Origin of the sequence: Mucilaginibacter ginsenosidivorax (genome assembly GCF_007971525.1) — a bacterium.
Taxonomy (GTDB): domain Bacteria; phylum Bacteroidota; class Bacteroidia; order Sphingobacteriales; family Sphingobacteriaceae; genus Mucilaginibacter; species Mucilaginibacter ginsenosidivorax.
Window position 1 is genome coordinate 5,489,969 of sequence record NZ_CP042437.1, and the last position, 26,266, is coordinate 5,516,234.

Below are 26,266 nucleotides of genomic sequence, written 5' to 3' on the forward strand. Positions count from 1 at the left end.
TTTCTATTTGTTATGATTATTAATGATAAAGCCCAAAGGGTAACAACAAATTAACATGCAGTTAAAAATATTTTTACGTAATGGACTAAACCGCTATGCTCATGTATTAATCGGTTGTGGTAGGCACATGTTCGCGCTGCACAGCGTTTTTGCGGTTAATACGGTACATCAGCATCAGCATTATATTACTTTTGGCACTGCTTTGTATAGCCGTGTAATTACGCTGATTTATCCAGCCGGCCTGCACTATCCAGCTTTTATCAACCTGGTAACCTAAAGCGGCGGATATCCGGTTACGCTCAAAATTGGGCACCCTGTTATTAAAAAACACCTCGTCGAAAACCGATATAAACCAGGTGTTGGCAATAATTTTTTTGTGATTTAAGGGGATAAACATATTCAGGCGATACCTGAAACGATTGCGGTAGTCGCCATTCACCCATCGCTGTTCTATGCGGTAACGATGTTCGAATTTAAAGCGGTCTAAAAACTGGTTAACCGTCATTTGCTCCCAAAACCTGAATTCGTTGGTTGTTGGGCCTTTATCAAGATCGGTATAATCATACGTATGGTAAGTTCCGGTACCAAGCAGGGCTGTAAAATTTTTATCCAGATCGTAACTTACGCCGGCTTTTGCCTCGTAGTACTGAAATTGTTTAAATACGCCGTTTGTTCGGGTTTGAATTTCGGAGTATCCGCCCCATTTATGGGCACTATCACCCGGTAATACAACGGTGGCTATGCCCCATGTACCTACTTTGCTATCCTGGGCTCTAACTGCCGATGACCCAATAATCAATACTAAAAAAAACAAGTAAAATTTGCTCACGTTAAATCAATGTTAATAAAATGCAAATATCTATTTTATTAACATTAATTTAATGTTGGTGACTGAAATTATTTAACAGGAAATCCCTCGGTAAACATGGGCAATATACTTATACAGCAAATTAAATTATTAAGACGATGCCTGCGGCCCGGGCTAATCGCTCATACGCGCACAAGGCATTAGGCGCGGGCCGGTATCCGCTTTTATCCCTATCGCAGTAGTCTGAATCAGAATTGACAGAATTTGAGAATGGGCAGAATACTATGTCTGAACCGGAATTCATCGAATTAAAGAATTAACAGAATTTTAATAGCAGTTTTTACCTCACCCGCGTTTAATCAAATTCGAATAATTCGCTTAATTCCAAAAATTCCGGTTCAGAAATTACCCAAAAACTTTGTAAGTTTCATCAAAGAGTCATGGGTCTTAATTCTTGACTCTAACCTCTTGATTCTCCCATTATTCCCACTTAAAAGTTTTAATAGCCACAGCATATACAATAACAAACCAAATTAAAAGGATCAGGAGCTGGTGTGTTACATCTGCCAGGCCTGCGCCCTCAAAAGCCACCTTGCGCATGGCATTGTTTAAGTGTGTTAAAGGCAAAGCATTACTGATTACCTGTAGCCATTTTGGGAAAGCTGTTACAGAAAAAAAGGTGCCCGACAGTAAAAACTGCGGCATGGTAATAATATTGGATAGGGGAGGCACTGTACCCTCGTTTTTGGCGATGCCCGAAATGATGAAACCAAAGCCCATAAATATAATGAGCCCGAAAGCCGAGAGCACCAGCATATTTACTACCGTGATAACCCCGTGGATAAGTGTAAAGCCAAACAGGTAATGGCCAACTAAAATAATGAACAACGCCCCCAGTAAAGAGAAGGTTATCCGGGCCAAGGCCTCGCCCAGCACAATGCTCGACCGTTTAACAGGCGTTGCAAAAAAACGTTTGATAACCAATGTTAAACGCAAACTCAGGAAAACAAAGGCAGTACCAAAAACGCCGCTGCTCAGGATAGAAAAACCTAACTGGCCCGGTAAAATAAAATCGATGTATTTATACGCGCGGCCGGATACGGTAGTTTCTTCCAGGTGCACTGCCTCGGGTATTTTAAAGCCCGATACGGATTGTATTTTGGCTATTTCGGCCAGCTGCGCATTGTAGGAAATATTGTTCAATATCGATTTTAAAATGCCTCCTTTATTTGAAGCCTGGCTGTATTGTATCTTGATATTCAAAGGCTGCATAGGCACCAGCGGTTTAATATCTATAATAGCATCTATTTGCCCTTTAGCCAGGTTCTTGTTCATATCATCTGTCGACTGATCTGTTATGAAATTTATCAACTGTCGCTGTTTGAGTTGCTGATAAACCTTTCCTGCAGTATCGCAACCTTTGGCTACGCCAACATCAACCGAAGGGGCTCCGCCGCCAATATTGGCAAATACCACTATAAATATTAAAGGGAAGGCCAACGTAAACACCACCGCCGACGGGCTGCGCAGTATGGCCCTAAAACTTGCTTTGGCAATAGCCAGGGTTGCTTTTGTATTGCTATATTTCTTTTGGTTCATTTGTTCAATGGTTCATTAGTTTATTGGCCTTTTCGGGCGGCGTTGTTGGTCATTGGGTCTTTTGCCTGTGGCGTCATTAAGTCATTGAGTCATTTGCCTGCGGCGTCATTAGGTCATTATTTTTTTCTTACTGCAAACTCAAAACTGCCAACTTGCTCCCCCTTCAGGGGGCCGGGGGGCTAACCTTCCCGCCATTCTTTACCCGTAAGGTTAATGAAAACATCTTCCAGGTTGGCCAGTTTAACTTGTTTTTTACGTTCGAAACCGGTTGCTACCAGTTGGTCAATAAAGTGATCGGGGGTATCTATGCCTATGATGTGGCCGCCGTCAACAAAGGCAACGCGGTCGCATAATACTTCCGCCTCGTCCATGTAATGGGTGGTTATCACAACCGTTGTACCCTGGTCGCGAATTTCGCGGATCAAATCCCAAAGGTTGCGGCGGGCCTGTGGGTCGAGGCCGGTTGTGGGTTCATCTAAAAAGATGATCCGTGGGTTATTAATAAGGGTGGTGGCGATAGAAAAACGCTGTTTTTGCCCACCCGAAAGGTCTTTATATTTTGCTTTAGCTTTATCAACAAGCGCAACTTTTTCCAGCATTTCGGTGGGTGTTTTGTCAACCCCGTATAAACCGGTAAACAGCTCTATCAACTCCGATAGGTTAAGGTTGGGATAATAGCCTGCTGCCTGTAACTGTACACCAATACGCTGTTTAATGCTGTCTTTATCGGTGTCAATGTTAAAACCATCAACGGTGATTTCGCCCGATGTTTTTTCGCGCAGGGTTTCAATAACTTCAAGGGTGGTAGTTTTCCCGGCGCCATTGGGCCCAAGTAAGCCGAAGATTTCGCCCTCGTAAACTTCAAAGCTAATGCCTTTTACGGCTGCAAAATCGCCGTAGTTTTTTACCAGGTTTTTTACAGTGATAATGGGTGGTTTTGCCATAGGGTAAAAATGCAACAGAATAATGAAATATCAATGAATTATTTTAGCCTCACCCAACCCTCTCCAAAGGAGAGGGCTTTGATTTTGCACATCTCAAAAAAGTTCTAAAAGCGTTTGGTTTTCAGAACCCTCTCCTTTGGAGAGGGCAGGGTAAGGCTCTTTATGGTTTTGGTTACGGGTTCATCGTGCTTTTTAACAATTTTGCCTTCGGCTTCCGATTTTCCCCAGTTCCAGCTTACGTTATCTCCCTTTTTCATAGTGCTATTTTTAATTGTTAACAAAATGAATAGGTTTATTGATTTGTAATAAAAACGGTATTCAAAAACTCCCCCTTAATGGGGCCAGGGACTATTTTATGAGGTGCCCTATGGAGTGAATAATAGCCTCGGCGTGCTCAGCAGCTTTAACTATCAGGTGGATGATTTGTATAGCAAATAAAGTTTTCATGGTGATTGCGATTTGTTGATTCAAAAGTGCAAACAGAATGGACTTTTAGCTATGGTTATTAGGTGAAGCAAAGCAAACTTCCGGTAAACGGCGGAAAATTACCGATGAATGAGCGGCGGAAATGGTGGTTAGTCGGTGAGTGTTTGAAAAAAAAGCGGTGTGTAGCCTGCTGATAATCGTTTTCAAAAAAATTAGAATACAGCCATAAAACACACCGCCCTTAAATAAGGTATTTGCGCGCGGTGTGTTTTGGCCTATTCTGCAATCGCAAGTAAACGTTTCCACTCGGGGTGGCGTTTTAAATAGGCGACAATATATGCGCAAAGGGGCACAATTTTAAGGTGGTTATCTTCAATATAGTTAAAAGCTTTCTCTACCAAAGCGGCGGCAACGCCTGTGCCCTCCATCTCTGCCGGTACTTCGGTATGTATCAGGTAAATTTTGTCGCCTTTTAATTTGTAATCAATAAAAGCCCTGTTACCATCTATAATCAATTCAAAATTATGGATGGCCTCGTTATTAATAAGTGGAATATCCTGGTAGTTCATGTTATTTTTAGATTTGTGCCGAAACTAAATTAATAACAAAATTAATAAAGCCGATTTGTAAATGTATTTTTAGATGCGCGCAGCCAATTCTGTTAAATAATGAAAATTACAAAACGGTTCGGTATGTTTTTTAACTGGTCACAAATGTCTGATATTAACTTAGTTGTTTGTGTTTTTAAATTTTAATTAATTTTGATTTGTGGTTCTATTTTTATAGAATTACATGTAGAAACATCCCTGGTTTCGTTGTTAATGAAAACTATTGTGAAGCAGTTTAAGCATATTTTACTTCAGGCTATATTATTGCTATGCGTTATCTGCGCTTTTGCACAGGTGAAGCGCACGCAATATTTGGCCGGCAGCAAGAAAAAAACCGCTACTGCCACACCAGTTAAGCCGGTAAAAGGTAGTGCGCAATTTCGCGAGTTTTCAAAAATTTTGGCCAACGCCAATGTTACTTTTACCTTCCCCAAAGGTTTCAGGGAAATACCAGCCGTAAACAATGAGAATTTTTCTTTTGATTACGCCATGGAAATTCCCGGACGCGAGTTTGAAATATGGTTCCAGGTAAAATCCTTAAAACAAAACTGGCTGAGTTTGGAGCGCAACCACGAGCAGCAAAATCCCGATTCATCATACCTGGAGGTTGGTAAAGCGCAGGCAACAAATTTTTCTGGCGAACAGGATAATCTTGTCAGGTCTATTCCGGCCAATGTACTGGCGCGTTATAATGCCGATGCAGGTAAATCGTACCTGTTAACGCTGATGGATATGCCCGAAACCAAAAGCTATAAATACGCCTTGCTTATTATTTTGCAGCGTAACCATACCGGCACCATTATGGCGGTTTGTTTTACCAACGAAAAAGATCCGGAGTTTTTCAGGAACATTGATAGGGCCAGCAACTGCCTTAAGTTTAAGCCCCATTAATACCAGAGTCAAGAGTCAAGAGCAATAACGGGTAAACGCACGCTCATAGTGAATAAAAAACAGTTTGTAAAAAGACAATTTTTACCTTAAAGGCCCTTTTGCATTTATCTTGACTCTTGATTCATGACTCTTGGCTCGCTTATAATGTTAATAAGTTGACAGTTTTGAACACTCAATTCATTGCCGAAACTTTATTTTTGCAGATAGGTGCATAGTGACACCTGTTTTAAAATTCTACTTTATAAATGGCAGAACCAGTTAATTACAGTGAAGATAGTATCCGTTCGCTCGATTGGAAAGAGCACATCCGTTTACGCCCCGGTATGTACATTGGTAAACTGGGCGATGGTTCGGCTTACGATGATGGGGTATATGTATTGCTTAAAGAGATTGTAGATAACTCGATAGATGAGTTTGTAATGGGCAGCGGCCGCACCATCGAGGTAAATATGAGCGATCATAAAGTATCGGTGCGCGATTATGGCCGTGGCATCCCGCTGGGTAAGGTGATTGATTGCGTAAGTAAAATAAATACCGGTGGTAAATATGATAGCAAGGCCTTCCAAAAATCGGTAGGGTTAAATGGTGTGGGTACCAAGGCGGTAAACGCGCTGTCAAACAATTTCATTGTACAATCATACCGCGACGGACGTACTAAGCTGGCCGAATTTGCCAAAGGCGAGCTGATTCGGGATGAAGCTGAAAAGGAAACTACCCAGCGTAACGGTACTGCCATCAACTTTATACCCGACGATACCATTTTCAGGCATTACCGGTTTATCCCGGAATTTGTTGAAAGCATGATCTGGAACTATGTGTTCCTTAACTCGGGCCTTACGATAAACTTTAACGGTCAAAAATATTTTTCGGAACGGGGGTTGTATGACTTGCTTACCCGTAATACCGATGTAGAAACATTGCGCTATCCTATCATCCACCTTAAGGGCGAGGATATTGAAATAGCCATGACCCACGGGCAGCAATACGGCGAAGAATATTACTCGTTTGTAAACGGACAGAACACCACACAAGGCGGTACGCACCAGGCCGCCTTCCGCGAGGCAGTTGTTAAAACCATTCGCGAGTTTTATAAAAAGGAGTTTGACGCTTCAGATATCCGGGCATCAATAGTTGCTGCCATTGCCATCAAGGTACAGGAGCCGGTTTTTGAATCGCAAACCAAAACCAAACTTGGCTCGCAAAATGTTGGCCCCGAAGGGCCGTCAGTACGTGGTTTTATTAACGATTTCCTGAAAAAGGAACTGGATAACTACCTGCATAAAAACCCGGCAGCTGCCGACGCGCTGCTAAAACGCATCCTGCAATCGGAGCGTGAGCGTAAGGATATTGCAGGAATAAAAAAACTGGCCAACGAGCGGGCCAAAAAGGCATCGCTGCACAACCGCAAGCTGCGCGATTGTAAGCTGCATTTTGAAGATACCCACGAACGCCGCCAGGATACCACACTGTTTATTACCGAGGGTGACTCGGCCAGCGGAAGTATCACCAAATCGCGCGATGTAATGACCCAGGCAGTTTTTAGCTTAAAGGGTAAACCGCTTAACTGTTTCGGCCTGACCAAAAAGGTAGTTTACGAAAACGAAGAATTTAACCTGCTGCAACACGCCCTTAATATTGAGGATGGCCTGGATGCCCTGCGATACAATAACATTGTAATAGCTACCGATGCCGATGTTGATGGTATGCACATCCGCTTGTTGCTCATGACCTTCTTTTTGCAGTTTTTTCCCGACCTTGTAAAAGCTGGCCATGTTTTTATACTGCAAACACCATTGTTTAGGGTTCGTAATAAAAAAGAAACCATTTATTGCTACAGTGATGAAGAACGCCGTAACGCTATAGCCAAATTAGGCAATAAGCCCGAGATTACCCGCTTTAAAGGTTTGGGCGAGATATCGCCAGATGAGTTTGGCTTATTTATAGGCAAAGATATCCGCCTTGACCCGGTGATCCTGAAAGATGCCAATATTAAAGGCCTGCTGGAATATTTTATGGGCAAAAACACCCCAACCCGCCAAATGCACATTGTAAACAATCTGCGGGTTGAAAAAGATGACGAAAGCATAAACCCGCTGGTAGCCGAAGAGGCCGAAGGGGTGGCATTGCCGGTGGCGGTGTAAAGAGGTTTCTGAACCGGAATTTTTAGAATTATCGGAATTTTTCGAATTTTTAAAATTCTGCTAATTCTTTAATTCTAAAAATTCCGGTTCAGACAAACTTATTTCACAAAAAGTTCTTATATTGTTTCCCCTTCTTTTTTTGAGGGGGTACAATTATGACTAACCACGAAATTAAAATAGCTTTCGACGAATACGACGCTATTGAGCAACTTGATAACACCGATTACAAACTGTGCCTTGAAGCAGCAGAAGCATTAAAAAACTCCCATTCTCCATATTCAAAATTCAGGGTTGGGGCAGCCTTACGGTTGCAAAGCGGTAAAATTATTTACGGCAGCAACCAGGAAAACGTAGCCTATCCATCCGGTTTGTGTGCCGAGCGCGTAGCATTATTTTACTGGGGGGCCAACCACCCAAACGATCCTGTTGAAGCTATGGCCGTAACCGCCCAAACTGATGAGTTTGAACTTACCCGGCCTGTAACCTCATGTGGTTCATGCCTGCAGGTACTGGCCGAAGTGGAAAAAAAGCAAAACAAACCCATTAAAATTATATTGTATGCACAGCAGGGGCCGGTTTGGGTAATACAAGGTATTGAAAAGCAACTGCCGTTTTTATTTTTTGAAGAACGCCTCACTACATAAACCATGAAAATTAAACTGCTTTTATTGCTGATTGCTTGTGCTTTTACTACTCATATATTTGCGCAACAAGGATTTCCGTTTGATAACGAGATCAGGGCCTTTAAACACCAGGATAGCATCAGCTTCCCCAAAAAGGACGGCATTTTGTTTATAGGCAGTTCGTCTATCCGCTTATGGAGCGACCTGGAACAACGTTTTGCCGATAAGCCCATTATTAAACGCGGCGTTGGCGGCAGCACCATTGAGCAATTGGTGGATTATTATACGCCTTATATCCTGGTGCCTTATCAGCCCCGCAAAATATTCATCTACGCCGGCGAAAATGATATTGCCGCCGGCAAATCCGGGCAATTTGTAGCCGACGAGTTTGCTAAACTGTGGGCTATCATTCATGGCAAATTGCCTAAAGCAGCAATCTATTTCATGTCGGTAAAGCCAAGCCCGTCGCGTGTTAAATATTATGCCGAAGTGTATAAAGCCAATGAACTGATCAAAGCCTACCTGAAGAATAAGCCCCAAAGCCATTATGTTGATTTAGTGCCGGCCATTTACAAGCCCGGCACAACCCAACCCGATAGCAGTTTATTTAAGGGCGATTACCTGCATTTAAATCCAAAGGGCTATGATAAATGGGAACAGGTGCTGAAGCCGTTGGTTGCACGCTAATTGCACCAATTGTGTCGAATTTCACGAGCCTTTTGCGGGTACGAACCGTCCTGATTGAAGCTGTTGTAAATGGTTAACTTTATAGGTAGGCAATCTCGCAATTTATCAACCCTGATTAGTGCAATTCGAATAAATTAGTGCAATTCGTGTTTATCAATTCGTGCCAATAAAAAAGACCCCGCCTGGCGGGGTCTATACTTACTTACATTATAAACACTAAACTAAAACTCTCTTCTTTATTTAAAAACGCTGTATACGTTAGTAATTTTCCAGCCTTTACCGGTATTGGCAACGGTTACGTAGTTGGTGCGCACAAAGCCATCAAACTGCATGTCAACTTTTACTACGGCCAGGTCGGCATTGCTTTCCATGATGGTAGTGCTGGTGGTGCAATTTTGTTCGATATTTTTGTTTGATTTTATCGACTCAATCATTTCGTTTTTGGTAAAGCTTAATACGTTTTTACCACGTAACATATTAAACTTAGCCGATTGGTCAACCACATCACCAAGGCCCTGGATTTTGCCGCGGGTCATGGCATCTACATACGTATTTATTGCGAAATTGCGGGTTAGGTTATCGCCTTCTGATATCACGTTGGCTTTGGCTGCGCCACAAACTATTACTAAAGCAAATGCTGCGATTATTGATTTTAAGGTTTTCATATTGTTGTTGTTTTGAGGTTATTTGTTTTTTAATTTATATCTATAAGACAGCGGCACTATTCCATTCGTTACAGCTAAATCAATAGATTTGTACGATTTAACAAACATTTAACAATTGGTATTTTTTATTAAATATTTAGCAACAGAAATATAATATATACCACGCTATGGTTGATTTTACTACCATTATTTTACAATTTGCGGAACAGGGCGAGAAAACCGGGTGGACTTATATTGAAATTCCGGCCGATTTAGCGCAGGAAATGAAGCCCGGGAACAAAAAATCGTTCCGGGTGAGGGGTAAACTCGATAATTTGGATGTGCGCGGAATGGCCCTGATGCCCATGGGCGAGGGTAATTTTATCATGGCCCTAAAAAAAGATATTTGTAAAGCCTTGCATAAAAGTCGCGGTGCCATGCTGCGCGCGCAACTTGAACCCGACGACGATTTTAAATTTACCATCCCTGCCGACCTGCTGGAATGTTTTGAGTACGAACCCGAAGGCGAGGAGTTTTTTAACAGCCTTGCCGAAAGCCATCGCGGTTATTTTATAAAATGGATAGAGAGCGCCAAAACCGATGCTACCCGGGCCAACCGGATAGCCAGTACCATAAACGCCATGGTAAGGCGAATGGATTACGGGATGATGCTGCGGGAGTTAAAAAAAATGCGGGAGTAAGTTTAAAACTTGCAAAAACAAACTTGGATTTAAAAAACAGTATAAAAAAACAATATTTAACGGTATTGCCTGCATAAAATGCATGAATGATTAATAGCAATCCTTAAATTTGCAATTCATCAATAAAAAGAATGGTAAAATTATTTGTTGTGGGTATACCCCGCGATATGGACGAGATAGAATTACTCGAGATATTTACCCTGTATGGCCAGGTTGAACAAGTAAAGATCATTACCGACATTGATACAGGCCAAAGCAAAGGGTATGGTTTTATTAATATGGCAGATGAGCCCGGTGCCAACCGAGCTATTGATGCCTTAAACGGCGCAACCATTGACGAGCGTGAAATCAGCGTACGCGTAGCCGACGACAAACGGCCAGCGCCGGAACCTCCGAGGCAACCTTTTAAAAAAACCTTTACGCCCAAAAATCAATATCACAAGGTAAACCCACAAACATCAAACGAAAAACAAAAACGGCCGAGAAGGCCGCTTTGATGCTTTAGGTCGTTTTTTTGCTGTTGCTGTTTATGAATAACGTGTGTTTGCATCAGGCTAAATTTTAATATATTAGCGTGATATAAATGAACCACACCAACTCCTAAACCGCATGGAAATCCTTGAACAGGAAGAAAAATCACTCTTCGTAGATGTTACGTCACAAAAAATATATACGCTCCGGTCTATACAGGTGGCCACCTTTTTGGGCGGGCCAATAATTGCCGGCTACCTTATATCCGAAAATTACCGGGCTTTTAACGAAGATAAAAAATCAAAAATAGCCATCGTGCTTGGCGTTCTTGCAACCATCGTATTATTCGGCGTGATATTTATGCTGCCCGATACTAAGAAAGTGCCAACATATATTATTCCGCTGGCTTACAGCTGGGCTGCCTATATATTGGTGCAACAGCTCATGGGAGCACAAATGAAGGCTCATTTTTCCGCCGGCGGTGGCGTATATACCATCTGGCGGGCGCTGCTGGCTTCGCTTATCGGTTTAGCAGTTACGGTGGCCGGTGTTTTTGTGACGCTTTTAGTAGTGGGGTAGACAAAGAAAATTATACATCGTGACAAGAACTACCCTTACCGCCGGACGCTTAAATACAATTTCATGGTTAAATGATAACATCGTTGATTGGGCAGCGGGCGGCAATCATTATTCGATAGATGGAAGTACAAAAGAAAGCAATTCATATTATGCATTTAATTTTGATGGTTCTATTAATACTACCGACGGCCAATATGCTTTTATCTATCAAAAGCTTGGCACCAAAGGGTTGTTATTAAAAAACGGAGAACTTTTAAGGGAAATAAACAGATCTTATTACTTTGCTGAAGCTTACGAGTATCCCGCTGCCTTTGTGACCGTAGATGAAGTAACCTATCTTATTCATTGTCCCAAAGAATATTGCAGGCTTGATTTTGAAAACGTGGAAACGGGTGAAATTGTAACTGATATGATTGGCCGGGATCCGACTGACGTATTTCATTCACGGTTAGAAATAAGTCCTGATGGTTTTGTTTTAATGAGTAAAGGCTGGCATTGGCACCCTTTAGATGTAGCTTATTTATATGATATTAAAGAGTGTTTGAAAAACCCTAAGCTACTTGATGAAATCAATTCGTGGTTAAGCATAAACGCGGAGATTAGTACTGCAAATTTTATCAACAAAACAAAGGTTCTTATAGGCTCGGGCGAGGAGGTTTTTGATGATGAAAATATCGTTTTTCCACCACGGTACATTGCAGTTTTCGATATAGGTAGTAAACAAATATCAACTCCAGTAAAAGTGAATGGCGAATTTGGCAACCTGTTTGCCATTGATGACGAACGTGCCTGGGATACTTACCTTTATCCTAAGATTATCAGTTTAAAAACCGGCGACATTATAGATAAAGATGAATCGGTTTACAGTGGCAAACAAAATTCAAGTATTGTAAATAAAGAGAATTTGGTCCAGATTGTGTTTAACAGGGATACAAAACAACTTGCAATAGCAGGCAAAGAAGTGATTGAGGTTTTTACACCATAAATTATTTACAATTAAAGGTATTATTTCCCCATCAACAACTTATCTATCAACTCGTCCGTCAAAACAGTTCGTTCATTATCGGTTTTCCATTTTCCACTGCTCGGTGGGAAAGCATTACGGGAATACCCAACTTTGTTTTTAAAATCAAATATGGCGTGGCAGTAGTTATTGATTAATAACGAAGCCAATTGCCAGTCGTCAGTCCATGCTATTTTAATATTGCAGGGAATATCGTTATCTGTTACATCGGCTACGTTGTAAATGTGCACGGCATCCAGAATTGCCTGGCCGGGCATTTTTCCTATCGCGTAAAAATATCCTGTTGTAAGGTTATCCTCAAAAACAACCCCATGCGATGAGTCGGGAACAACGCTATCCAAAAAAGTGTCTTCGCCAACAATAAATTCTTCTTCTACCTCTAAAATCATCAGGCAAAGTTACATTAAGGGAGCGAATTTTATTTCAGGTCGAATTAACAGATTTTAACAATGTTCGGAGTGACTCCCAGCGGAAATGGAATATATCTTTGTTTGATATGAAAAGGTCGTTTCTGATTTTATTAACGTTGTTATGCATTGCCTTGGCGAGTAATAAAGCCACAGCCCAGGTAAAAATAGGCTATATTGATCTCGATACTTTAATGGCTCAAATGCCCGAAACTAAAGATGTGAAGAAGCAAATGGATGCTTTTACAAAACCATTTATTGATCATTTAACAAAAATGAACGATGATTATACAAGTTATGGACTTACTTATGTTCATCGCAAGATGACAGATTCTATCGTGGCCGTAGAAAGTAAAAAGTTGCAGATGATTCTAAAAGAAATGCAAGATTTTCAAGATAATGCTTTTAAAATGGTTGCAGCAAAAAAGGACGAACTATTAAAGCCAATATCTGATAAAGCAATAGCCGCACTTAGTCAAGTAGCCAAAGAAAACGGAATCAGCTATGTGATAGATTCGTCAAAAAACACCAGGCTAATTGTTGCTTTTGTCGCTTCAGACGAAATTAACCTAATGGATGCCGTTAAAGCCAAATTAGGTATTAAATGAATGCTCGGCGTCTGATCAGAAAATTTCTTCCTTAACCAACGTCGGCAGATTGAATATCATCCACCTTCCAGTCATCCGGAAACGGAATTTCCCTCATCGTAACCTCTTTAAAGCCCGGCACCTTAAAATCGAATCCCGATTGGTTATAATAAAAAAACGGATCAGCTTTAAAGGCTTCGTAATCTGCCAGCATCTGCTGTTCTAATTTTATTAACCGGTTACGGTATTTATTATCAAAAGGGGCTTTATCTGGTTTTATAGCCAACAGCCTCATAATATGCTGCAGCAGGTTATAGCAGGTGGTAAACTGTCCGCAGGCTATAATGCAGGCTTCGCTATGTTCTTGCTCGGTCGATTGTTTATCAAACCACAACGTGGTACCCATATTGAAGGCTACCTGTGCCACAATCTGGATATCGCGGCTGGGGTTGAGTATAGGCGGGGTTGGCGAATGATAGCCATCATTGGCTTCGCGGTTAATGTTGTTTGAAAAAGAAAGGTCGTAAATGTGATTGCCCTTGCCCCGGTTTTTCCACTGTGGCGAAAAGTAAAATTTATTGTAGAGCAGTTGTCTTATCCGCTTCAAAAATATGCTCAGGTTAAGCATCAGTACCGATTGTACCCTTGCGCTTATCATTTGCTTAATAACGCTTAAGGGGGTTTTTGCAAAATAGCCAACCAGCACGGTAATTATTCGCTCGGTAAAATTCTTTTTAAAGTTTAATATCAATGCCGAATTAGCGACGCCTAACAACTGCTGTCTTAAATAAAGCATTGTCACCAGAAAAATTAATGGGACGGTAATAAGTAAAGAACAGCCTACTGTTAATAATCCGTAGTGCTGCTTTATGCCATACCAGGCCCCTGCCGCTAAAACGATAATAACCGCCACCGCTATAAATATCAATCCCCTTATGGATAGCTCCCAGCCCTTTTTTACTTCGGGCATTACATAAGGTTTAATAAAATGGCTGCCAACGTCGTTAACCATCAGCAGGTCAAAATGCCGCAGGTCGGTTTCGTGCCGGGTGCGGCGGCCATCGGCATACATCATGCTTTGCAGGCCCTGGTTGTCGGTAATGCCACCATCCATCAGCCCAAAGTTTTTTTTGCTTATAAATTCCTTTTCCTGTTTATCGCCGGTTTGCGGCAGCATGGTAAGGGCGTTTTTAAGTTCGGCCGGGTACAGGCCGGGATATGTAAAATCATCAGGGAAAACTATAGGCTCAAAACCAGCCGGAAAGCACGACGATGCCGCCAGTATATCGCCCAGTTTTAATTTGCCTGCCGTTTTTTCGTCCAGGTATATCACCATATTGCCATAAGTAAAATAGGGATCCTTACCGGCATCGGGCACCAGCTTTATATCCTGCCTGAAAGACTGGCCGGTAAAAAATTCGGTGGCGTTAAAACAAACTTCCTGTAAATGTTTACCGGGTGCCCCGTCATGACAAAGCGCTTCAAGGGCGGCATGGTCAAATAAATATTTATCGTAAGCCATTGCAAACGCGTTAATAATATTACGGCTTTTAAGCTCCCTGGTTTTCCAGTACTTTTTATCGGCCAGTATTTCCATCGCCTGTTTTAACAGCTCATCGCCGGTTAGCGCTGTTAAAAGTTTGCTGTAGTAATCGCCAAAGCTTTTGCCCTTACTGTTGTACAATGCATACAATGTGGTTGCTATTGTGCCGCCCGATGCCGACGACATGTAGCTAACCCTTTGTAGCAGACTAAGGCCAAAAAGTTCATCTGTTGAATCCTCAAATTTTACTTTGTCGAGGTATGATAATACACCCAACGCAAAGGAAGCTGCACGAAAGCCACCGCCCGAAAATGCGAGCGCGATGCTATCAAACGGTTTAATTATGGCAACCTCAAGCTTGTTTTCTGATAGAGGTTCAGGAGCGGCTATCTTATCCATAATAACATAGGTTTGGTTATTTAAAATTAGGTAAAATATTATATAATAGTATCTTGTGTAAATAAAAAGCCAAACTTTATTTAAGCTGATTTGGGGGTTTATTGTTAATATTGATGGCAAGTTGATTTGGATGCGGGTTAGCTAAATGTCAGTATACAGGCTAATTAAAATGGAGGGAGTTACACCGATACTTAATCGCTATATTTTTAGTATGATAGATGCTTTTTTTGTAAAATCACCCAAAAGTATGACCCGAAATATAAGCCGTTGCTGCAATTTTGGACGTGCTTTAAAACTCAATTAAAAAACAAATGAGAAAAAATATTTTAGTTTATGGGTTTATTGGCGGCCTGATACCCGCCGCCTGGGCCGTTGTTGTTGAAGCGATGCTGAGCAACAGCTTAAGCTTAAATACGCGGATGGTGCTTGGCTATACATCTATGATAATAGCCTTTTCGCTCATTTTTGTAGCTGTAAAAAACTACCGCGATAATTATAACAACGGTATCATCACTTTTGGAAACACGCTTAAAATCGGGCTGTTAATTACACTTATAGCATCTACCATTTATGTTATTGTTTGGATGGTAGACTATAGCTATTTTATCCCCGATTTTGGCGAAAAATACCAGGCCCAGGTGTTGGCCGAACTGAAAGCAAGTGGAGCAAGTGCTGCAGTTATAAAAAAACAAGGTGCCGAAATGGCTGTCATGATGGAGAAATATAAATCAAGTCCCGCCTTTAGGGTGATGTTCACCTATCTGGAAATTGTGCCGGTTGGCATCGTAGTATCTTTAATAGCTGCGCTTATACTTAAAAATAAATCTAAACCGGCTACTGTCGTGTCAACAATGAACTGATGGATAGCCTTTAGTCAAAGTCTTAAGTTCTCAGTAAAAAAAGAAAAAATTAACCTTTAGGCTTACTACTTTCTGCTGTTGACTTAACGCTACAGTGATCTTATAATTTAAAACAGAACTGATTAAATATGAAAAAAGTAACAGGTATAGGCGGCGTATTTTTTAAATGCGAGAATCCGCAAAGTATGAATGAATGGTATGCCAAAAACCTTGGATTGCCTAAAAGTGAATACGGAACAACGTTTGAGTGGCGGGAGGCCGATGATCCGTCGAAAACAGGATCAACATCCTGGTGTACGTTTCCGCAGGATACCAAGTATTTCAATCCCTCGGCAAAGCCGTTTATGATTAATTACCGGGTAGAAAATCTGGTTGCGCTGGTTGACGAGCTGAAAAAGGACAACGTAACCATTGTTGACGAGATTGCCGAATATGACTATGGCAAATTCGTCCACGTGCTCGATCCCGAAGGAAACATTATTGAACTTTGGGAGCCCAAAGATTGATGCGTGAAGCGACAAAAACATTCAGTTGAACGCAGTCGAAGACTCACCTGACGAGGCTACGCCCGCCACCCTCTCTTCAATCTGCGGCTGGAAAGAGGGGCTTGAATGTTGAATGTCAAATTCTTATGAAAAAATAAGTAATAAATTTTCAGCCCCTCTTTCCGGCGAAGCCGAAGAGAGGGTGGCCAGCGCAGCGTAGCCGGGTGAGTCTTCGCCGCCATGCGATATACTCCATTTCTGCATCAGAATTTCGCGAAATTTTACAACTACCCATCACATATTGGAATTTATATAAGCATTTGAATAGACGCAGTCGAAGACTCACCCGGCGAGGCTACGCCCGCCACCCTCTCTTCAACCTGTGGTTGGAAAGAGGGGCTTGAATGTTGAATGTCAAATTCTTATGAAAAAAATAAGTAATAAATTTTCAGCCCCTCTTTCAGGCGACGCCGAAGAGAGGTTGGCCAGCGCAGCGTAGCCGGGTGAGTCTTCGCCGCCATACAATATACTTCATTCCCCCCCCCCCTAAAAAAAAACTTTCCTAAAACATTTGCAATTATATAAGCACTTATATAAATTGCACTATGAATTTATATCAAAGCCTGGGTTATTTGGTATTGGGTAGCAGATTAAGGCGGTTAAGCGAGGCTTTTTTGGCCGAAATTAACCGTGTTTACCAAAATGAGGGGATAGATTTTGATGCCAGCTGGTTTCCGGTGTTTTATTTACTCTCTAAAAACGACGCTTTATCTATTAAAGAATTGAGCGAGCAGATTGAAGTTTCGCACCCGGCGGCAAGTCAGCTGATTACCAATTTGAAAAACCGTAGCCTGGTTACCAGTGCTACCTGTGCCGATGATGGCCGCAGGCAACTGGTTACTTTAACTGATAGCGGCCGTGAGCTGCTAAAGCAGATATTGCCCGTGTGGGATGCCATTAGCCAGGCCATGACCCAACTGGTGGATACTGATGCTGTATCACAACAGCTATTGCCTGCCATTACGGCTGTTGAGAATACCTTCCGTTCAAGCAACCTTTCTGTCGTTATCAGCGAAAAATTAACTGCTCATTTAAAACCCGCTGACCATGAATAGTACCTTCAACTACGGCATAAATCATTTAACCATTGGCATTTGCCTTGATATTGCAGCAGGCAAAACCAGGGGAATTATCGATGCAGATACTGATAAAGCTATCCGCGCCTCATGGGATGAGGTAGCAAAAATTGTTCATGCGCAAAAGCCGGTTTATGGCATTAATACAGGTTTTGGCCCGCTATGTGATACCCATATATCCGAGGCAGATACCAGTTTGCTGCAAAGTAATATTCTTAAAAGCCATAGCGTGGGGGTAGGCAAACCTATCCCGCAGCAAATAGCCAAACTGATGCTGATAACCAAAGTGCATGCTTTGGCACAAGGTTTCTCGGGTGTTGCGCCGGATACGTTAACGCGTATCATCTGGCATATTGATAACGATATTGTACCTGTTGTACCCGAAAAAGGGTCGGTAGGCGCATCCGGCGATCTGGCTCCCTTATCGCACCTGTTTTTGCCTTTAATAGGTTTAGGTGAGGTTTATGAAAATGGCGAACGCAAACCCGCAGCGCAGGTACTGCAAAAACATAACCTGGCCCCGTTGGTTTTAGGCCCTAAAGAAGGACTTGCCTTAATAAACGGCACACAATTTATATTAGCTTTCGCGATAAAGGCAGTTGAGCGTTTGGATGATGCCCTGAACCGTGCCGACCTTATTGGAGCCATGTCGTTAGAAGGGTTGATGGGCTCGGTAAGGCCTTTTGACGCCCGCATCCATGCACTGCGCCCTTTTAAAGGCACTAAAATGGTTGCCGACCGCCTGTTTACTTTATTAAACGGATCAGCGATCAATTCCTCGCACATCAATTGCGATAGGGTGCAGGATCCTTACTCTTTGCGTTGTATGCCGCAGGTACACGGCGCATCGCGTAATGCCTGGTTACATTTAAAAGAACTTACTGAAATTGAACTAAACTCCGTTACCGATAACCCCGTTATTTTTAGTGCCGATGATACCATTAGCGGGGGCAACTTTCACGGCCAGCCGCTGGCTTTACCGTTAGACTACGCCACCGTAGCCGCTGCCGAACTGGGCAATATAGCCGACAGGCGCTGTTATCTTATGAGCGAAGGCCGATACGGCCTGCCAAAACTGCTTACCCATGATGCAGGCTTAAATTCGGGCCTGATGATACCGCAATACACCACCGCGGCTTTGGTTACCGAAAACAAGACACTGTGCTTCCCGGCGAGTGCCGATAGCGTGCCTACTTCATTAGGGCAGGAAGATCATGTATCTATGGGTTCTATCAGCGGGCGCAAGCTGCACATGGTTTTAGATAATATAGAATACATCCAGGCCATCGAGTTGCTTTATGCGGCGCAGGCCATGGACTTTCGTAGGCCGTTAAAATCAACACCGGTTGTTGAGGCGCTGCATGATCACGTGCGCCAATACGTTCCATTTATAAACGACGACCGTGTTTTTGCGGATGATATTAACCGTTTGCATCAAATTATTACCGATGGCTCGTTTTTGGCTACTGCCAATAACGCGGCTATTCATCACCACATAACCCTCAGCCATGACGAGTTCGGAATTTATTAATACCTACGCCAGCCACCCGGTTTACAAAGCGCCCCGCGGTATGCAGCTGCATGCCAAAAGCTGGCAAACTGAAGCGCCTTTGCGAATGCTGCTTAATAACCTTGATGACGAGGTTGCCGAAAACCCTGCCGAATTGGTGGTATATGGCGGTATTGGCCAGGCCGCCCGCAACCCCGAATCGGTGCGGAAAATTATTGAGTTGTTGCTGGAACTGGACGAAGATCACTCTTTACTGGTACAATCGGGCAAGCCGGTAGGCATTATCCGCAGCCATCCCGAAGCACCTCGCGTTTTAATAGCCAACAGCAACCTTGTCCCCGCCTGGGCCAATTGGGAGCATTTTAATGATCTGCGCGCCAAAGGCCTGATGATGTATGGCCAGATGACCGCCGGTAGTTGGATATATATAGGTACACAGGGTATTTTGCAGGGCACCTACGAAACCTTTGTAGAATGCGGCAACCAGCATTTTAATGGCGATTTGACCGGCAAGTTGATTGTCAGCGCCGGTTTAGGCGGTATGGGCGGCGCTCAGCCATTGGCGGCAACCATGGCGGGCGGCGTATTTTTAGGTGCCGATGTGGATGCAACGCGTATCCAAAAAAGATTGGATTCGCAATACATCGACCGGATGACCTACTCCTACGAGGAAGCAATAGCCTGGGTAAAAGAGGCTATCGACAAAAAAGAAACCCTCTCTGTAGGCCTGGTAAGCGATGCCGGCGACTTGCTGCAGAGATTATTGAATGACAATATTATCCCCGATATTTTAACCGACCAGACATCGGCACATGATCCGTTGAATGGATATATTCCTGATGGTTTATCATTACAACAAGCAGCCGAATTACGCAAAAGCGACCCGGTAGAGTACAAAAGCCTGTCGTTAAAAAGCATGGCCCGGCATGTAGGTTTGATGCTGGAATTACAAAAACGCGGTGCCATAACTTTTGATTATGGCAACAACCTGCGCGAGTTTGCCCGCCAGGGCGGCGAACCGGACGCCTTTAACTTTCCCGGATTTACACCGGCTTATATTCGCCCTTTGTTTTGTGAGGGGAAAGGGCCGTTCAGATGGGTAGCCCTCTCAGGCGATCCGGAGGATATTTATACTACCGATAGGGCCTTGATGGAACTGTTCCCTGACGATAAGCCCCTGGCCAAATGGCTGACTAATGCAAAGGAAAAAATCTCGTTCCAGGGCCTGCCTGCCCGCATTTGCTGGTTGGGTATGGGCGACAGGGAAAAAGCCGGTTTGCTGTTTAACGAATTGGTAGCGACAGGTAAGGTAAAAGGCCCGATAGTGATAGGCCGCGACCATTTGGATTGCGGCTCGGTAGCATCGCCCAACCGCGAAACCGAATCTATGAAAGATGGCTCGGATGCCGTATCCGACTGGCCGCTGCTCAACCTGATGGCCAATGCATCGGGTGGCGCCACCTGGATCTCGTTTCACCACGGCGGCGGTGTAGGCATGGGGTACTCCCAGCATGCCGGCATGGTGGTGCTTGCTGATGGTACCGAACGAGCTGCAACCTGCCTCAAACGTGTTTTATACAATGACCCGGCGATGGGAATATTCAGGCATACCGATGCGGGGTATGACAAGGCTGAAGAGTGGGCAGAAAAGTTTGGGTTGAAGGTGTGGTGAGCCCCACCTAAATCCTCCCCGGTAGGGAGGACTTTAAAAGAAATGTTGAATAAATAAGTTTCCAAAGTCTCCCCTACCGGGGGAGATTTAGAGGGGGCTGCTGATATTTATGAAAAAACTAATCGGTCCATTTACGCAAATACTCCCGTTAACAGGGCTGCCGTTAAAAGGTGCTCTGAAAGACGAACAATTGCACATCATCCCCAACGGAGGCGTGCTGATTGAAGACGGATTAATACTTGCCGTTGATGACTTTGAAAAACTCCGGTCAAACTATCCATCGGCACAAACAGAAGAAATAACCGGTAATCATGTACTGTTGCCTGGTTTTATAGATTGCCATACACACATTTGTTTTGCCGGCAGTCGTGCAAAGGACTACGCTATGCGCAACAGTGGTAAAACCTATTTGGAGATTGCACAATCCGGAGGGGGCATCTGGGATTCGGTTACCCAAACCCGTGCCGCGGACGAGGCGACGCTCACCAGCCTGCTTTTGAAACGCGTACAACGTCATGTAAGCGAAGGTGTTACCACTATCGAAATAAAAAGCGGCTATGGTTTAAGTGTCGAGGCTGAGCTAAAACAGTTGAACGCGATAAAAACAACTGCAGATAAAACGAATGCCGGTTTAATATCAACCTGCCTTGCCGCCCACATATTGCCTAAGGACTTTAATGGCAATCACCAGGAGTACCTTAATCATGTTTTAAACAACCTATTGCCTGTTATCAAACAAAAGGGATTGAGCAAGCGGGTTGATGTTTTTATCGAGCAAAGTGCCTTCAATACCAGTGATGCTTTAAACTACCTGGCCAAAGCGAAGCAATTGGGCTTCGACGTAACGGTTCATGCCGATCAGTTTACCATAGGAGGTAGCGAAGTCGCTATCAAGGCCCGCGCGGCATCAGCCGATCACCTGGAAGCCAGCGGCGATTATGAAATAAAATTATTGGCCAATTCCGATACCGTAGCTGTAACTTTGCCCGGCGCATCCTTAGGTTTAGGAATGGCCTACGCACCTGCCCGGAAGTTACTGGATGCTGGTACCTGCCTGGCCATAGCCAGCGACTGGAACCCCGGATCGGCCCCAATGGGCGACTTATTAATGCAAGCCGCTGTAATGGCTGCCGCAGAAAAGCTAAGCGCAGCCGAAGTATTTACGGGCCTAACCGCCCGTGCGGCCCAGGCCCTGAAACTAAACGACCGTGGTGTTTTAACCAAAGGTAAACTTGCCGATATGCAAGCCTACCCATGCGATGATTACCGCGAAATACTATACCAGCAAGGGAAATTGAAACCTGAAATGGTTTGGACGGAGGGAAATATTACCAGACGCATGTAATGCGTCTCTACATTTAGCCTCGCCGCCAAAACCAATGAACTAATAAACCAGTGAACCAATGAACCAACTAATTGAATGCGTAACCAATTTTAGCGAAGGTGTAAACCTTGATATCATTAAGCAAATAACCAACGAGGTAGAATCGGTTGAAGGGGTAAGGTTATTGAATGTCGATCCCGGCAAGGCTACCAACCGCACTGTGGTGACTTTTGTGGGCGAACCTTCCCGGGTGATTGAAGCGGCTTTCCTCGCCATAAAAAAAGCCGGGGAGCTGATTGATATGAGCAAACAGAAAGGGGAACACCCAAGGATGGGCGCTACCGATGTTTGCCCGCTGATACCCATTAGTAATATCAGCATGGAAGAAACCGCGGAGTATGCCCGGCAGCTGGCCAGGAGGGTAGGTGAGGAGTTGAAGATACCGGTTTATTTATACGAGAACGCGCAGCCCAACAAAAGCAGGAGCAACCTGTCGGTGATTCGTGCCGGCGAATATGAAGGTTTTTTTAAGAAGATAAAATTGCCTGAATGGGCGCCCGATTTCGGCCCCGCCGAAAATGATGTTAAACGGGGTGCAACTGTTATAGGTGCCCGCGATTTCCTGGTAGCTTACAATGTAAACCTTAATACCACATCAACCCGCAGGGCAAATGCTATTGCATTTGATGTACGCGAGGCTGGCCGTACTTTGCGCGAAGGCGACCCGGTTACCGGCAAAATTGTAACAGACGAGAATGGCAAACCCAAATCAATCCCCGGCTCATTAAAAGCGGTTAAAGCCATCGGCTGGTATATCGAGGAATATGGCATCGCCCAAATTTCGATGAACCTGACCAATATCGAAATAACCCCTGTTCATGTGGCTTTTGACGAAGTTTGTACCAAAGCCAACGAGCGCGGCATTCGGGTAACGGGCAGCGAATTGGTGGGTTTGATCCCTTTAAAAGCGATGTTGGATGCCGGAAAGTATTTTCTGAAAAAACAACAACGATCAGTTGGCGTAAGCGAAAAAGAACTGATCAAAATTGCCATTAAATCGATGGGACTTGATGAACTTGGCCCCTTTGTTCCCGAAGAACGCATTATTGAATATTTATTAAAAGACAAGGCCGGCAGTAAGCTCATCAGTATGAGCCTTGCTGATTTCGCGGACGAAACAGCGAGCGAAAGCCCGGCGCCCGGTGGTGGCTCAATCTCGGCCTATGTGGGCTCCTTAGGGGCCTCTTTGGCCGGCATGGTGGCCAACCTAAGTTCGCACAAAAAAGGCTGGGACAGCCGCTGGCTGGAGTTTAGCGACTGGGCGGAGCAGGCACAGCAATATAAAAATGAGCTTTTGGCATTGGTCGATTTAGATACTGCGGCTTTTAACAAGATCATGGAGTCCTTCAGCCTGCCCAAATCTACCGATGAAGAAAAGGCAACAAGAGATCATGCTATACAGGATGCTACCAAATATGCCATCGAAATCCCTTTTAAGGTGATGCAGGCGGCGCTGAACAGTATGGAAGTGATTAAGGCGATGGTGGAGATAGGCAACCCCAACTCCGTAACCGATGCCGGCGTAGCTGCCCTTTGCGCCCGTACCGCTGTTTTAGGCGCGTTTATGAACGTGAAAATCAACGCTTCCGGATATAAGGATAAGGACTACGTTTTGGATATCATTTACCGGGGCAACGAGATTGAACGGCAGGCTATTGCTTTAGAAGCAGAGATTATTGAGTTGGTGAATGGGAAGATAGGGATGTGAGAAAGAGTCCATGGACCATAGTCTATGGTCCATGGACTAAATGAATTAAAACCTATACCTCACAAACGCTTCCATAGCCTCATATTCAGCTAAACCTAATTTGTCATATTTTTTAGCGGTATCACTTGTCCGGTCCTCAGCCCTAACCCAAAACTCCCTCGCATCGTCACCTGGAAAAACCGGCCTGTCTTTTTGCGATTGGTGTTTGAAGATAGCGTTGCGTTTACGAATTACCTCCTGTGGTGATAATGGCACAGCCATTTCAATTTCATGAGTTTCAAATTCGTGCCATGCACCGCGGTACATCCATAACCAGCAATCTTTCACCCAATCTTCGGTGGCTTTCAGGCGATCAAGTGCTGCTAAAATAATGTTGAAGCAAACCAGGTGGGTACCATTCGGATCGGCAAAATCACCGGCTGCGAAGATCTGGTGTGGTTTTATTTTTTGCAACAGGTCGATGGTCAGCTGGATATCTTCCTCGCCAACGGTGTTCTTTTTGGTTTTACCTGTTTCGTAAAAAGGTAAAGCCATAAAGTGGATATGATCGTCTGGCAAGCCTGCATAACGGGCGCCTGAAATAGCCTCTGTTTTGCGAATAAAACCTTTTACATTCCTTATCTCGCGGGTATCAATCTGGTTAGGTTGTTTTTGCGGGAAGAAGGCGCGCATCTCTTCGTACAATTTTGTCAGGTGGTTACTGTCCTCACCGATGCTGTTGGTAAAATCGATAGCGAATTCCATGTAACGCAGCACATCATCGTCCCAAACCGCGGTATTGCCCGATGTTTGGTAGGCTACATGCACATCATGTCCCTGGTCAACCAAACGGATGAAGGTACCTCCCATCGAGATCACATCATCATCCGGGTGCGGGGAGAAGATAACCGAACGTTTTTTTGCCGGCAAAGCCCTTTCCGGCCGTTGTGAATCATCCGCATTGGGTTTGCCACCCGGCCAGCCGGTAATGGTATGTTGTATCTGGTTAAAAATATCAATATTGATGTTGTAAACCGGGCCCTGCTCTACAGCAAGCTGGGCCATACCATGGTTGTTGTAATCTTCTTCGGTAAGTTTTAATACCGGTTTGCCAATGGTATCAGCCAGCCAGATCACGGCTTTCTTTTTCAGGGTATTATCATCCCATGAACAATCTTTTACCAGCCATGGGGTATCAAAGCGGGTTAGTTCAGATGCTGCCGCTTCGTCCAGTACAAATTCAACATGATCTGATAATTGCAAATAGGTGGCAGGTACTTCGCCGGATATTTCACCTTCCACGGCTTTTTTAACAATAGGCGCCTTTTTGGCGCTCCAGGCCATCAGGATAATTTCGCGGGCTTTAAAAATGGTGCCAATACCCATGGTGATGGCTTTGGTAGGCACATTGGCCTTGCCGCCAAAATCGCGGGCAGCATCGCTGCGGGTCAAATCATCTAACGTAACCAAACGGGTACCCGAGTTTGGCGCCGAGCCCGGTTCGTTAAAACCGATGTGACCGGTACGGCCGATACCTAATATCTGCAGATCCAGGCCGCCTAACTCTTCAATCTGTTTTTCATAATCCAGGCAGAAGGCTACCACGTCTTCTTTATCCAAAGTACCATCGGGTATGTGCACATGGGCTTTATCAATATCAACATGGCTGAAAAGGTTCTCATACATGAAAGTAACGTAGCTTTGGGCGGCATCTGGCTTCATGGGATAGTACTCGTCCAGGTTAAAGGTGATCACATCTTTAAACGACAAGCCTTCTTCTTTGTGCAAGCGTACCAGTTCGGCATAAACACGGATGGGGGTAACACCTGTTGCCAGGCCAAGCACGGCCTGTTCGCCTTTTGCCTGCTTATCGCGGATAAGTTTGGCTATCCTGCCTGCTACGGCAAGGGATGCCTCCTGCTGGTTGCCATAAACGCTTACCGGCAGTTTCTCGTACCGGGTCTCTTCCAATAAATTTAATCGGGCCATAATTTTCTAAAGAACCTTTGTTATATATATGTTGAATAAAAAAAAGCATATTAAAAAAAATCCCCGCCGAAACGAGGATTTTATCAAACCAATTAACAAAACTGTTTTAGCCTCACCGACATAAGGCTAAAAAGAATTCTATTTAATAACAAGTTGTGCATTACTGGTACAAACATAATAAAACTTATTTTCAATAAAAAGAACTTTTTAAATTATTTTAATAAGTTATTTTTATGTTGCCTGTAGGTTAATATAAAACAAGAAAAGAGCTCCTGATGGGCAGGAACTCTGATCTAACCAATTATAAAACATAAATATGAGAAGAGAAGAGATGCAGGGGACGGGGTCGAACCATCCGCTTGCTGCCAGCCAGCGCCTGCTTTGTTAGTTATTAAAAGCACCCTCTTATAAACTATCTGCTGCAAATATATAATTAATTCTATATTGTCTATGTATTTAGT

25 protein-coding genes are annotated in these 26,266 nt (G+C 43.8%); 16 read left to right on the plus strand and 9 right to left on the minus strand.

The genetic code is table 11. The features are described from left to right. Positions 1 to 106 precede the first annotated feature (106 nt). The 5 genes from FSB76_RS22880 to FSB76_RS22895 form a co-directional block, all read right to left on the minus strand. A complete protein-coding gene (locus tag FSB76_RS22880; protein ID WP_147057493.1) occupies positions 107 to 829 on the minus strand; it encodes a DUF2490 domain-containing protein in 723 nt (240 codons plus the stop codon). Between the two features lie 459 nt (positions 830 to 1,288). Continuing rightward, complete coding sequence (locus FSB76_RS22885; protein WP_147057494.1) at positions 1,289 to 2,407, minus strand: ABC transporter permease; 1,119 nt, start codon at positions 2,405 to 2,407, stop codon at positions 1,289 to 1,291. A 179-nt stretch (positions 2,408 to 2,586) separates the two neighbouring features. After that, positions 2,587 to 3,351: an ABC transporter ATP-binding protein gene (locus FSB76_RS22890; protein ID WP_147057496.1), complete on the minus strand. Its 765-nt coding sequence runs from the start codon at positions 3,349 to 3,351 to the stop codon at positions 2,587 to 2,589. 104 nt (positions 3,352 to 3,455) lie between these two features. Then, positions 3,456 to 3,608, minus strand: coding sequence for an HVA1 family protein (locus tag FSB76_RS32245; RefSeq protein ID WP_158642963.1), 153 nt, complete (start codon positions 3,606 to 3,608; stop codon positions 3,456 to 3,458). 444 nt (positions 3,609 to 4,052) lie between these two features. After that, positions 4,053 to 4,346 carry a GNAT family N-acetyltransferase gene (locus FSB76_RS22895; RefSeq protein WP_147057497.1) on the minus strand — a complete coding sequence of 98 codons (294 nt, stop codon included), beginning with the start codon at positions 4,344 to 4,346 and terminating at the stop codon, positions 4,053 to 4,055. 252 nt (positions 4,347 to 4,598) lie between these two features. Between FSB76_RS22895 and FSB76_RS22900 the strand changes: the two genes are divergently transcribed. From FSB76_RS22900 to FSB76_RS22915, 4 genes are all read left to right on the plus strand, one after another. Beyond that, positions 4,599 to 5,276 (plus strand): hypothetical protein, encoded by a 678-nt coding sequence (locus FSB76_RS22900; protein ID WP_147057499.1) that lies wholly within the window; start codon positions 4,599 to 4,601, stop codon positions 5,274 to 5,276. Between the two features lie 245 nt (positions 5,277 to 5,521). Then, complete coding sequence (locus tag FSB76_RS22905; RefSeq protein WP_147057501.1) at positions 5,522 to 7,417, plus strand: DNA topoisomerase IV subunit B; 1,896 nt, start codon at positions 5,522 to 5,524, stop codon at positions 7,415 to 7,417. 155 nt (positions 7,418 to 7,572) lie between these two features. Next, a complete protein-coding gene (locus FSB76_RS22910; RefSeq protein ID WP_147057503.1) occupies positions 7,573 to 8,061 on the plus strand; it encodes a cytidine deaminase in 489 nt (162 codons plus the stop codon). A gap of 3 nt (positions 8,062 to 8,064) precedes the next feature. Further along, positions 8,065 to 8,727, plus strand: a complete 663-nt coding sequence (locus FSB76_RS22915) for a GDSL-type esterase/lipase family protein (RefSeq protein ID WP_147057505.1) — start codon at positions 8,065 to 8,067, stop codon at positions 8,725 to 8,727. 236 nt (positions 8,728 to 8,963) lie between these two features. Here FSB76_RS22915 and FSB76_RS22920 read toward each other — a convergent pair whose 3' ends face one another. Beyond that, complete coding sequence (locus FSB76_RS22920; RefSeq protein ID WP_147057507.1) at positions 8,964 to 9,392, minus strand: nuclear transport factor 2 family protein; 429 nt, start codon at positions 9,390 to 9,392, stop codon at positions 8,964 to 8,966. 167 nt (positions 9,393 to 9,559) lie between these two features. Between FSB76_RS22920 and FSB76_RS22925 the strand changes: the two genes are divergently transcribed. From FSB76_RS22925 to FSB76_RS22940, 4 genes are all read left to right on the plus strand, one after another. Continuing rightward, positions 9,560 to 10,072 carry a YdeI/OmpD-associated family protein gene (locus FSB76_RS22925; RefSeq protein ID WP_147057510.1) on the plus strand — a complete coding sequence of 171 codons (513 nt, stop codon included), beginning with the start codon at positions 9,560 to 9,562 and terminating at the stop codon, positions 10,070 to 10,072. Between the two features lie 131 nt (positions 10,073 to 10,203). Continuing rightward, positions 10,204 to 10,569 (plus strand): RNA recognition motif domain-containing protein, encoded by a 366-nt coding sequence (locus tag FSB76_RS22930; RefSeq protein ID WP_147057512.1) that lies wholly within the window; start codon positions 10,204 to 10,206, stop codon positions 10,567 to 10,569. A gap of 112 nt (positions 10,570 to 10,681) precedes the next feature. Then, positions 10,682 to 11,122 (plus strand): hypothetical protein, encoded by a 441-nt coding sequence (locus tag FSB76_RS22935; RefSeq protein WP_147057514.1) that lies wholly within the window; start codon positions 10,682 to 10,684, stop codon positions 11,120 to 11,122. 19 nt (positions 11,123 to 11,141) lie between these two features. Next, positions 11,142 to 12,107: a hypothetical protein gene (locus FSB76_RS22940; protein ID WP_147057515.1), complete on the plus strand. Its 966-nt coding sequence runs from the start codon at positions 11,142 to 11,144 to the stop codon at positions 12,105 to 12,107. 20 nt (positions 12,108 to 12,127) lie between these two features. On the opposite strand, the gene FSB76_RS22945 is transcribed toward FSB76_RS22940, so the two are convergent. Continuing rightward, positions 12,128 to 12,535, minus strand: coding sequence for a DUF2251 domain-containing protein (locus FSB76_RS22945; protein ID WP_147057517.1), 408 nt, complete (start codon positions 12,533 to 12,535; stop codon positions 12,128 to 12,130). Between the two features lie 107 nt (positions 12,536 to 12,642). On the opposite strand from FSB76_RS22945, the gene FSB76_RS22950 reads away from it, so the two are divergent. Next, on the plus strand, positions 12,643 to 13,161 hold the full coding sequence (locus FSB76_RS22950; RefSeq protein ID WP_147057519.1) for an OmpH family outer membrane protein: 519 nt from the start codon (positions 12,643 to 12,645) through the stop codon (positions 13,159 to 13,161). A gap of 31 nt (positions 13,162 to 13,192) precedes the next feature. Here FSB76_RS22950 and FSB76_RS22955 read toward each other — a convergent pair whose 3' ends face one another. Further along, positions 13,193 to 15,082 carry a patatin-like phospholipase family protein gene (locus FSB76_RS22955; protein WP_147057521.1) on the minus strand — a complete coding sequence of 630 codons (1,890 nt, stop codon included), beginning with the start codon at positions 15,080 to 15,082 and terminating at the stop codon, positions 13,193 to 13,195. A 311-nt stretch (positions 15,083 to 15,393) separates the two neighbouring features. On the opposite strand from FSB76_RS22955, the gene FSB76_RS22960 reads away from it, so the two are divergent. The 7 genes from FSB76_RS22960 to ftcD all read left to right on the plus strand — a co-directional run bounded on the left by FSB76_RS22960 (position 15,394) and on the right by ftcD (position 23,837). After that, positions 15,394 to 15,942 (plus strand): DUF4199 domain-containing protein, encoded by a 549-nt coding sequence (locus FSB76_RS22960; RefSeq protein ID WP_147057523.1) that lies wholly within the window; start codon positions 15,394 to 15,396, stop codon positions 15,940 to 15,942. Between the two features lie 128 nt (positions 15,943 to 16,070). Continuing rightward, positions 16,071 to 16,448, plus strand: a complete 378-nt coding sequence (locus tag FSB76_RS22965) for a VOC family protein (RefSeq protein WP_147057525.1) — start codon at positions 16,071 to 16,073, stop codon at positions 16,446 to 16,448. A 584-nt stretch (positions 16,449 to 17,032) separates the two neighbouring features. Beyond that, the gene (locus FSB76_RS22970) at positions 17,033 to 17,542 is read left to right on the plus strand and encodes a MarR family winged helix-turn-helix transcriptional regulator (RefSeq protein WP_147057527.1); all 510 of its coding nucleotides are present in this window, start codon (positions 17,033 to 17,035) and stop codon (positions 17,540 to 17,542) included. Beyond that, positions 17,535 to 19,094, plus strand: a complete 1,560-nt coding sequence (gene hutH, locus FSB76_RS22975; RefSeq protein WP_147057529.1) for a histidine ammonia-lyase — start codon at positions 17,535 to 17,537, stop codon at positions 19,092 to 19,094. Before FSB76_RS22970 ends, hutH begins: the two co-directional genes overlap by 8 nt. After that, a complete protein-coding gene (gene hutU, locus FSB76_RS22980; protein WP_147057530.1) occupies positions 19,072 to 20,745 on the plus strand; it encodes a urocanate hydratase in 1,674 nt (557 codons plus the stop codon). Before hutH ends, hutU begins: the two co-directional genes overlap by 23 nt. A 109-nt stretch (positions 20,746 to 20,854) precedes the next feature. Further along, on the plus strand, positions 20,855 to 22,090 hold the full coding sequence (gene hutI / locus FSB76_RS22985) for an imidazolonepropionase (protein ID WP_147057532.1): 1,236 nt from the start codon (positions 20,855 to 20,857) through the stop codon (positions 22,088 to 22,090). A 58-nt stretch (positions 22,091 to 22,148) separates the two neighbouring features. Beyond that, positions 22,149 to 23,837 carry a glutamate formimidoyltransferase gene (gene ftcD / locus FSB76_RS22990; RefSeq protein ID WP_147057534.1) on the plus strand — a complete coding sequence of 563 codons (1,689 nt, stop codon included), beginning with the start codon at positions 22,149 to 22,151 and terminating at the stop codon, positions 23,835 to 23,837. 45 nt (positions 23,838 to 23,882) lie between these two features. Here ftcD and nagB read toward each other — a convergent pair whose 3' ends face one another. After that, positions 23,883 to 25,805: a glucosamine-6-phosphate deaminase gene (nagB, locus tag FSB76_RS22995; RefSeq protein ID WP_147057535.1), complete on the minus strand. Its 1,923-nt coding sequence runs from the start codon at positions 25,803 to 25,805 to the stop codon at positions 23,883 to 23,885. Positions 25,806 to 26,266 lie beyond the last annotated feature (461 nt).

What these genes read in the sequence shown, in the direction of transcription:
- nagB (WP_147057535.1), bottom strand. Translation starts at nt 25,805, where the DNA reads ATGGCCCGATTAAATTTATTGGAAGAGACCCGGTACGAGAAACTGCCG.
- FSB76_RS22920 (WP_147057507.1), bottom strand. Translation starts at nt 9,392, where the DNA reads ATGAAAACCTTAAAATCAATAATCGCAGCATTTGCTTTAGTAATAGTT.
- FSB76_RS22900 (WP_147057499.1), top strand. Translation starts at nt 4,599, where the DNA reads ATGAAAACTATTGTGAAGCAGTTTAAGCATATTTTACTTCAGGCTATA.
- hutU (WP_147057530.1), top strand. Translation starts at nt 19,072, where the DNA reads ATGACGAGTTCGGAATTTATTAATACCTACGCCAGCCACCCGGTTTAC.
- FSB76_RS22945 (WP_147057517.1), bottom strand. Translation starts at nt 12,535, where the DNA reads ATGATTTTAGAGGTAGAAGAAGAATTTATTGTTGGCGAAGACACTTTT.
- FSB76_RS22905 (WP_147057501.1), top strand. Translation starts at nt 5,522, where the DNA reads ATGGCAGAACCAGTTAATTACAGTGAAGATAGTATCCGTTCGCTCGAT.
- hutH (WP_147057529.1), top strand. Translation starts at nt 17,535, where the DNA reads ATGAATAGTACCTTCAACTACGGCATAAATCATTTAACCATTGGCATT.
- FSB76_RS22955 (WP_147057521.1), bottom strand. Translation starts at nt 15,082, where the DNA reads ATGGATAAGATAGCCGCTCCTGAACCTCTATCAGAAAACAAGCTTGAG.
- FSB76_RS22925 (WP_147057510.1), top strand. Translation starts at nt 9,560, where the DNA reads ATGGTTGATTTTACTACCATTATTTTACAATTTGCGGAACAGGGCGAG.
- FSB76_RS22960 (WP_147057523.1), top strand. Translation starts at nt 15,394, where the DNA reads ATGAGAAAAAATATTTTAGTTTATGGGTTTATTGGCGGCCTGATACCC.
- FSB76_RS22950 (WP_147057519.1), top strand. Translation starts at nt 12,643, where the DNA reads ATGAAAAGGTCGTTTCTGATTTTATTAACGTTGTTATGCATTGCCTTG.
- FSB76_RS22910 (WP_147057503.1), top strand. Translation starts at nt 7,573, where the DNA reads ATGACTAACCACGAAATTAAAATAGCTTTCGACGAATACGACGCTATT.
- FSB76_RS22885 (WP_147057494.1), bottom strand. Translation starts at nt 2,407, where the DNA reads ATGAACCAAAAGAAATATAGCAATACAAAAGCAACCCTGGCTATTGCC.
- FSB76_RS32245 (WP_158642963.1), bottom strand. Translation starts at nt 3,608, where the DNA reads ATGAAAAAGGGAGATAACGTAAGCTGGAACTGGGGAAAATCGGAAGCC.
- ftcD (WP_147057534.1), top strand. Translation starts at nt 22,149, where the DNA reads ATGAACCAACTAATTGAATGCGTAACCAATTTTAGCGAAGGTGTAAAC.
- FSB76_RS22930 (WP_147057512.1), top strand. Translation starts at nt 10,204, where the DNA reads ATGGTAAAATTATTTGTTGTGGGTATACCCCGCGATATGGACGAGATA.
- FSB76_RS22915 (WP_147057505.1), top strand. Translation starts at nt 8,065, where the DNA reads ATGAAAATTAAACTGCTTTTATTGCTGATTGCTTGTGCTTTTACTACT.
- FSB76_RS22895 (WP_147057497.1), bottom strand. Translation starts at nt 4,346, where the DNA reads ATGAACTACCAGGATATTCCACTTATTAATAACGAGGCCATCCATAAT.
- FSB76_RS22965 (WP_147057525.1), top strand. Translation starts at nt 16,071, where the DNA reads ATGAAAAAAGTAACAGGTATAGGCGGCGTATTTTTTAAATGCGAGAAT.
- hutI (WP_147057532.1), top strand. Translation starts at nt 20,855, where the DNA reads ATGAAAAAACTAATCGGTCCATTTACGCAAATACTCCCGTTAACAGGG.
- FSB76_RS22890 (WP_147057496.1), bottom strand. Translation starts at nt 3,351, where the DNA reads ATGGCAAAACCACCCATTATCACTGTAAAAAACCTGGTAAAAAACTAC.
- FSB76_RS22970 (WP_147057527.1), top strand. Translation starts at nt 17,033, where the DNA reads ATGAATTTATATCAAAGCCTGGGTTATTTGGTATTGGGTAGCAGATTA.
- FSB76_RS22935 (WP_147057514.1), top strand. Translation starts at nt 10,682, where the DNA reads ATGGAAATCCTTGAACAGGAAGAAAAATCACTCTTCGTAGATGTTACG.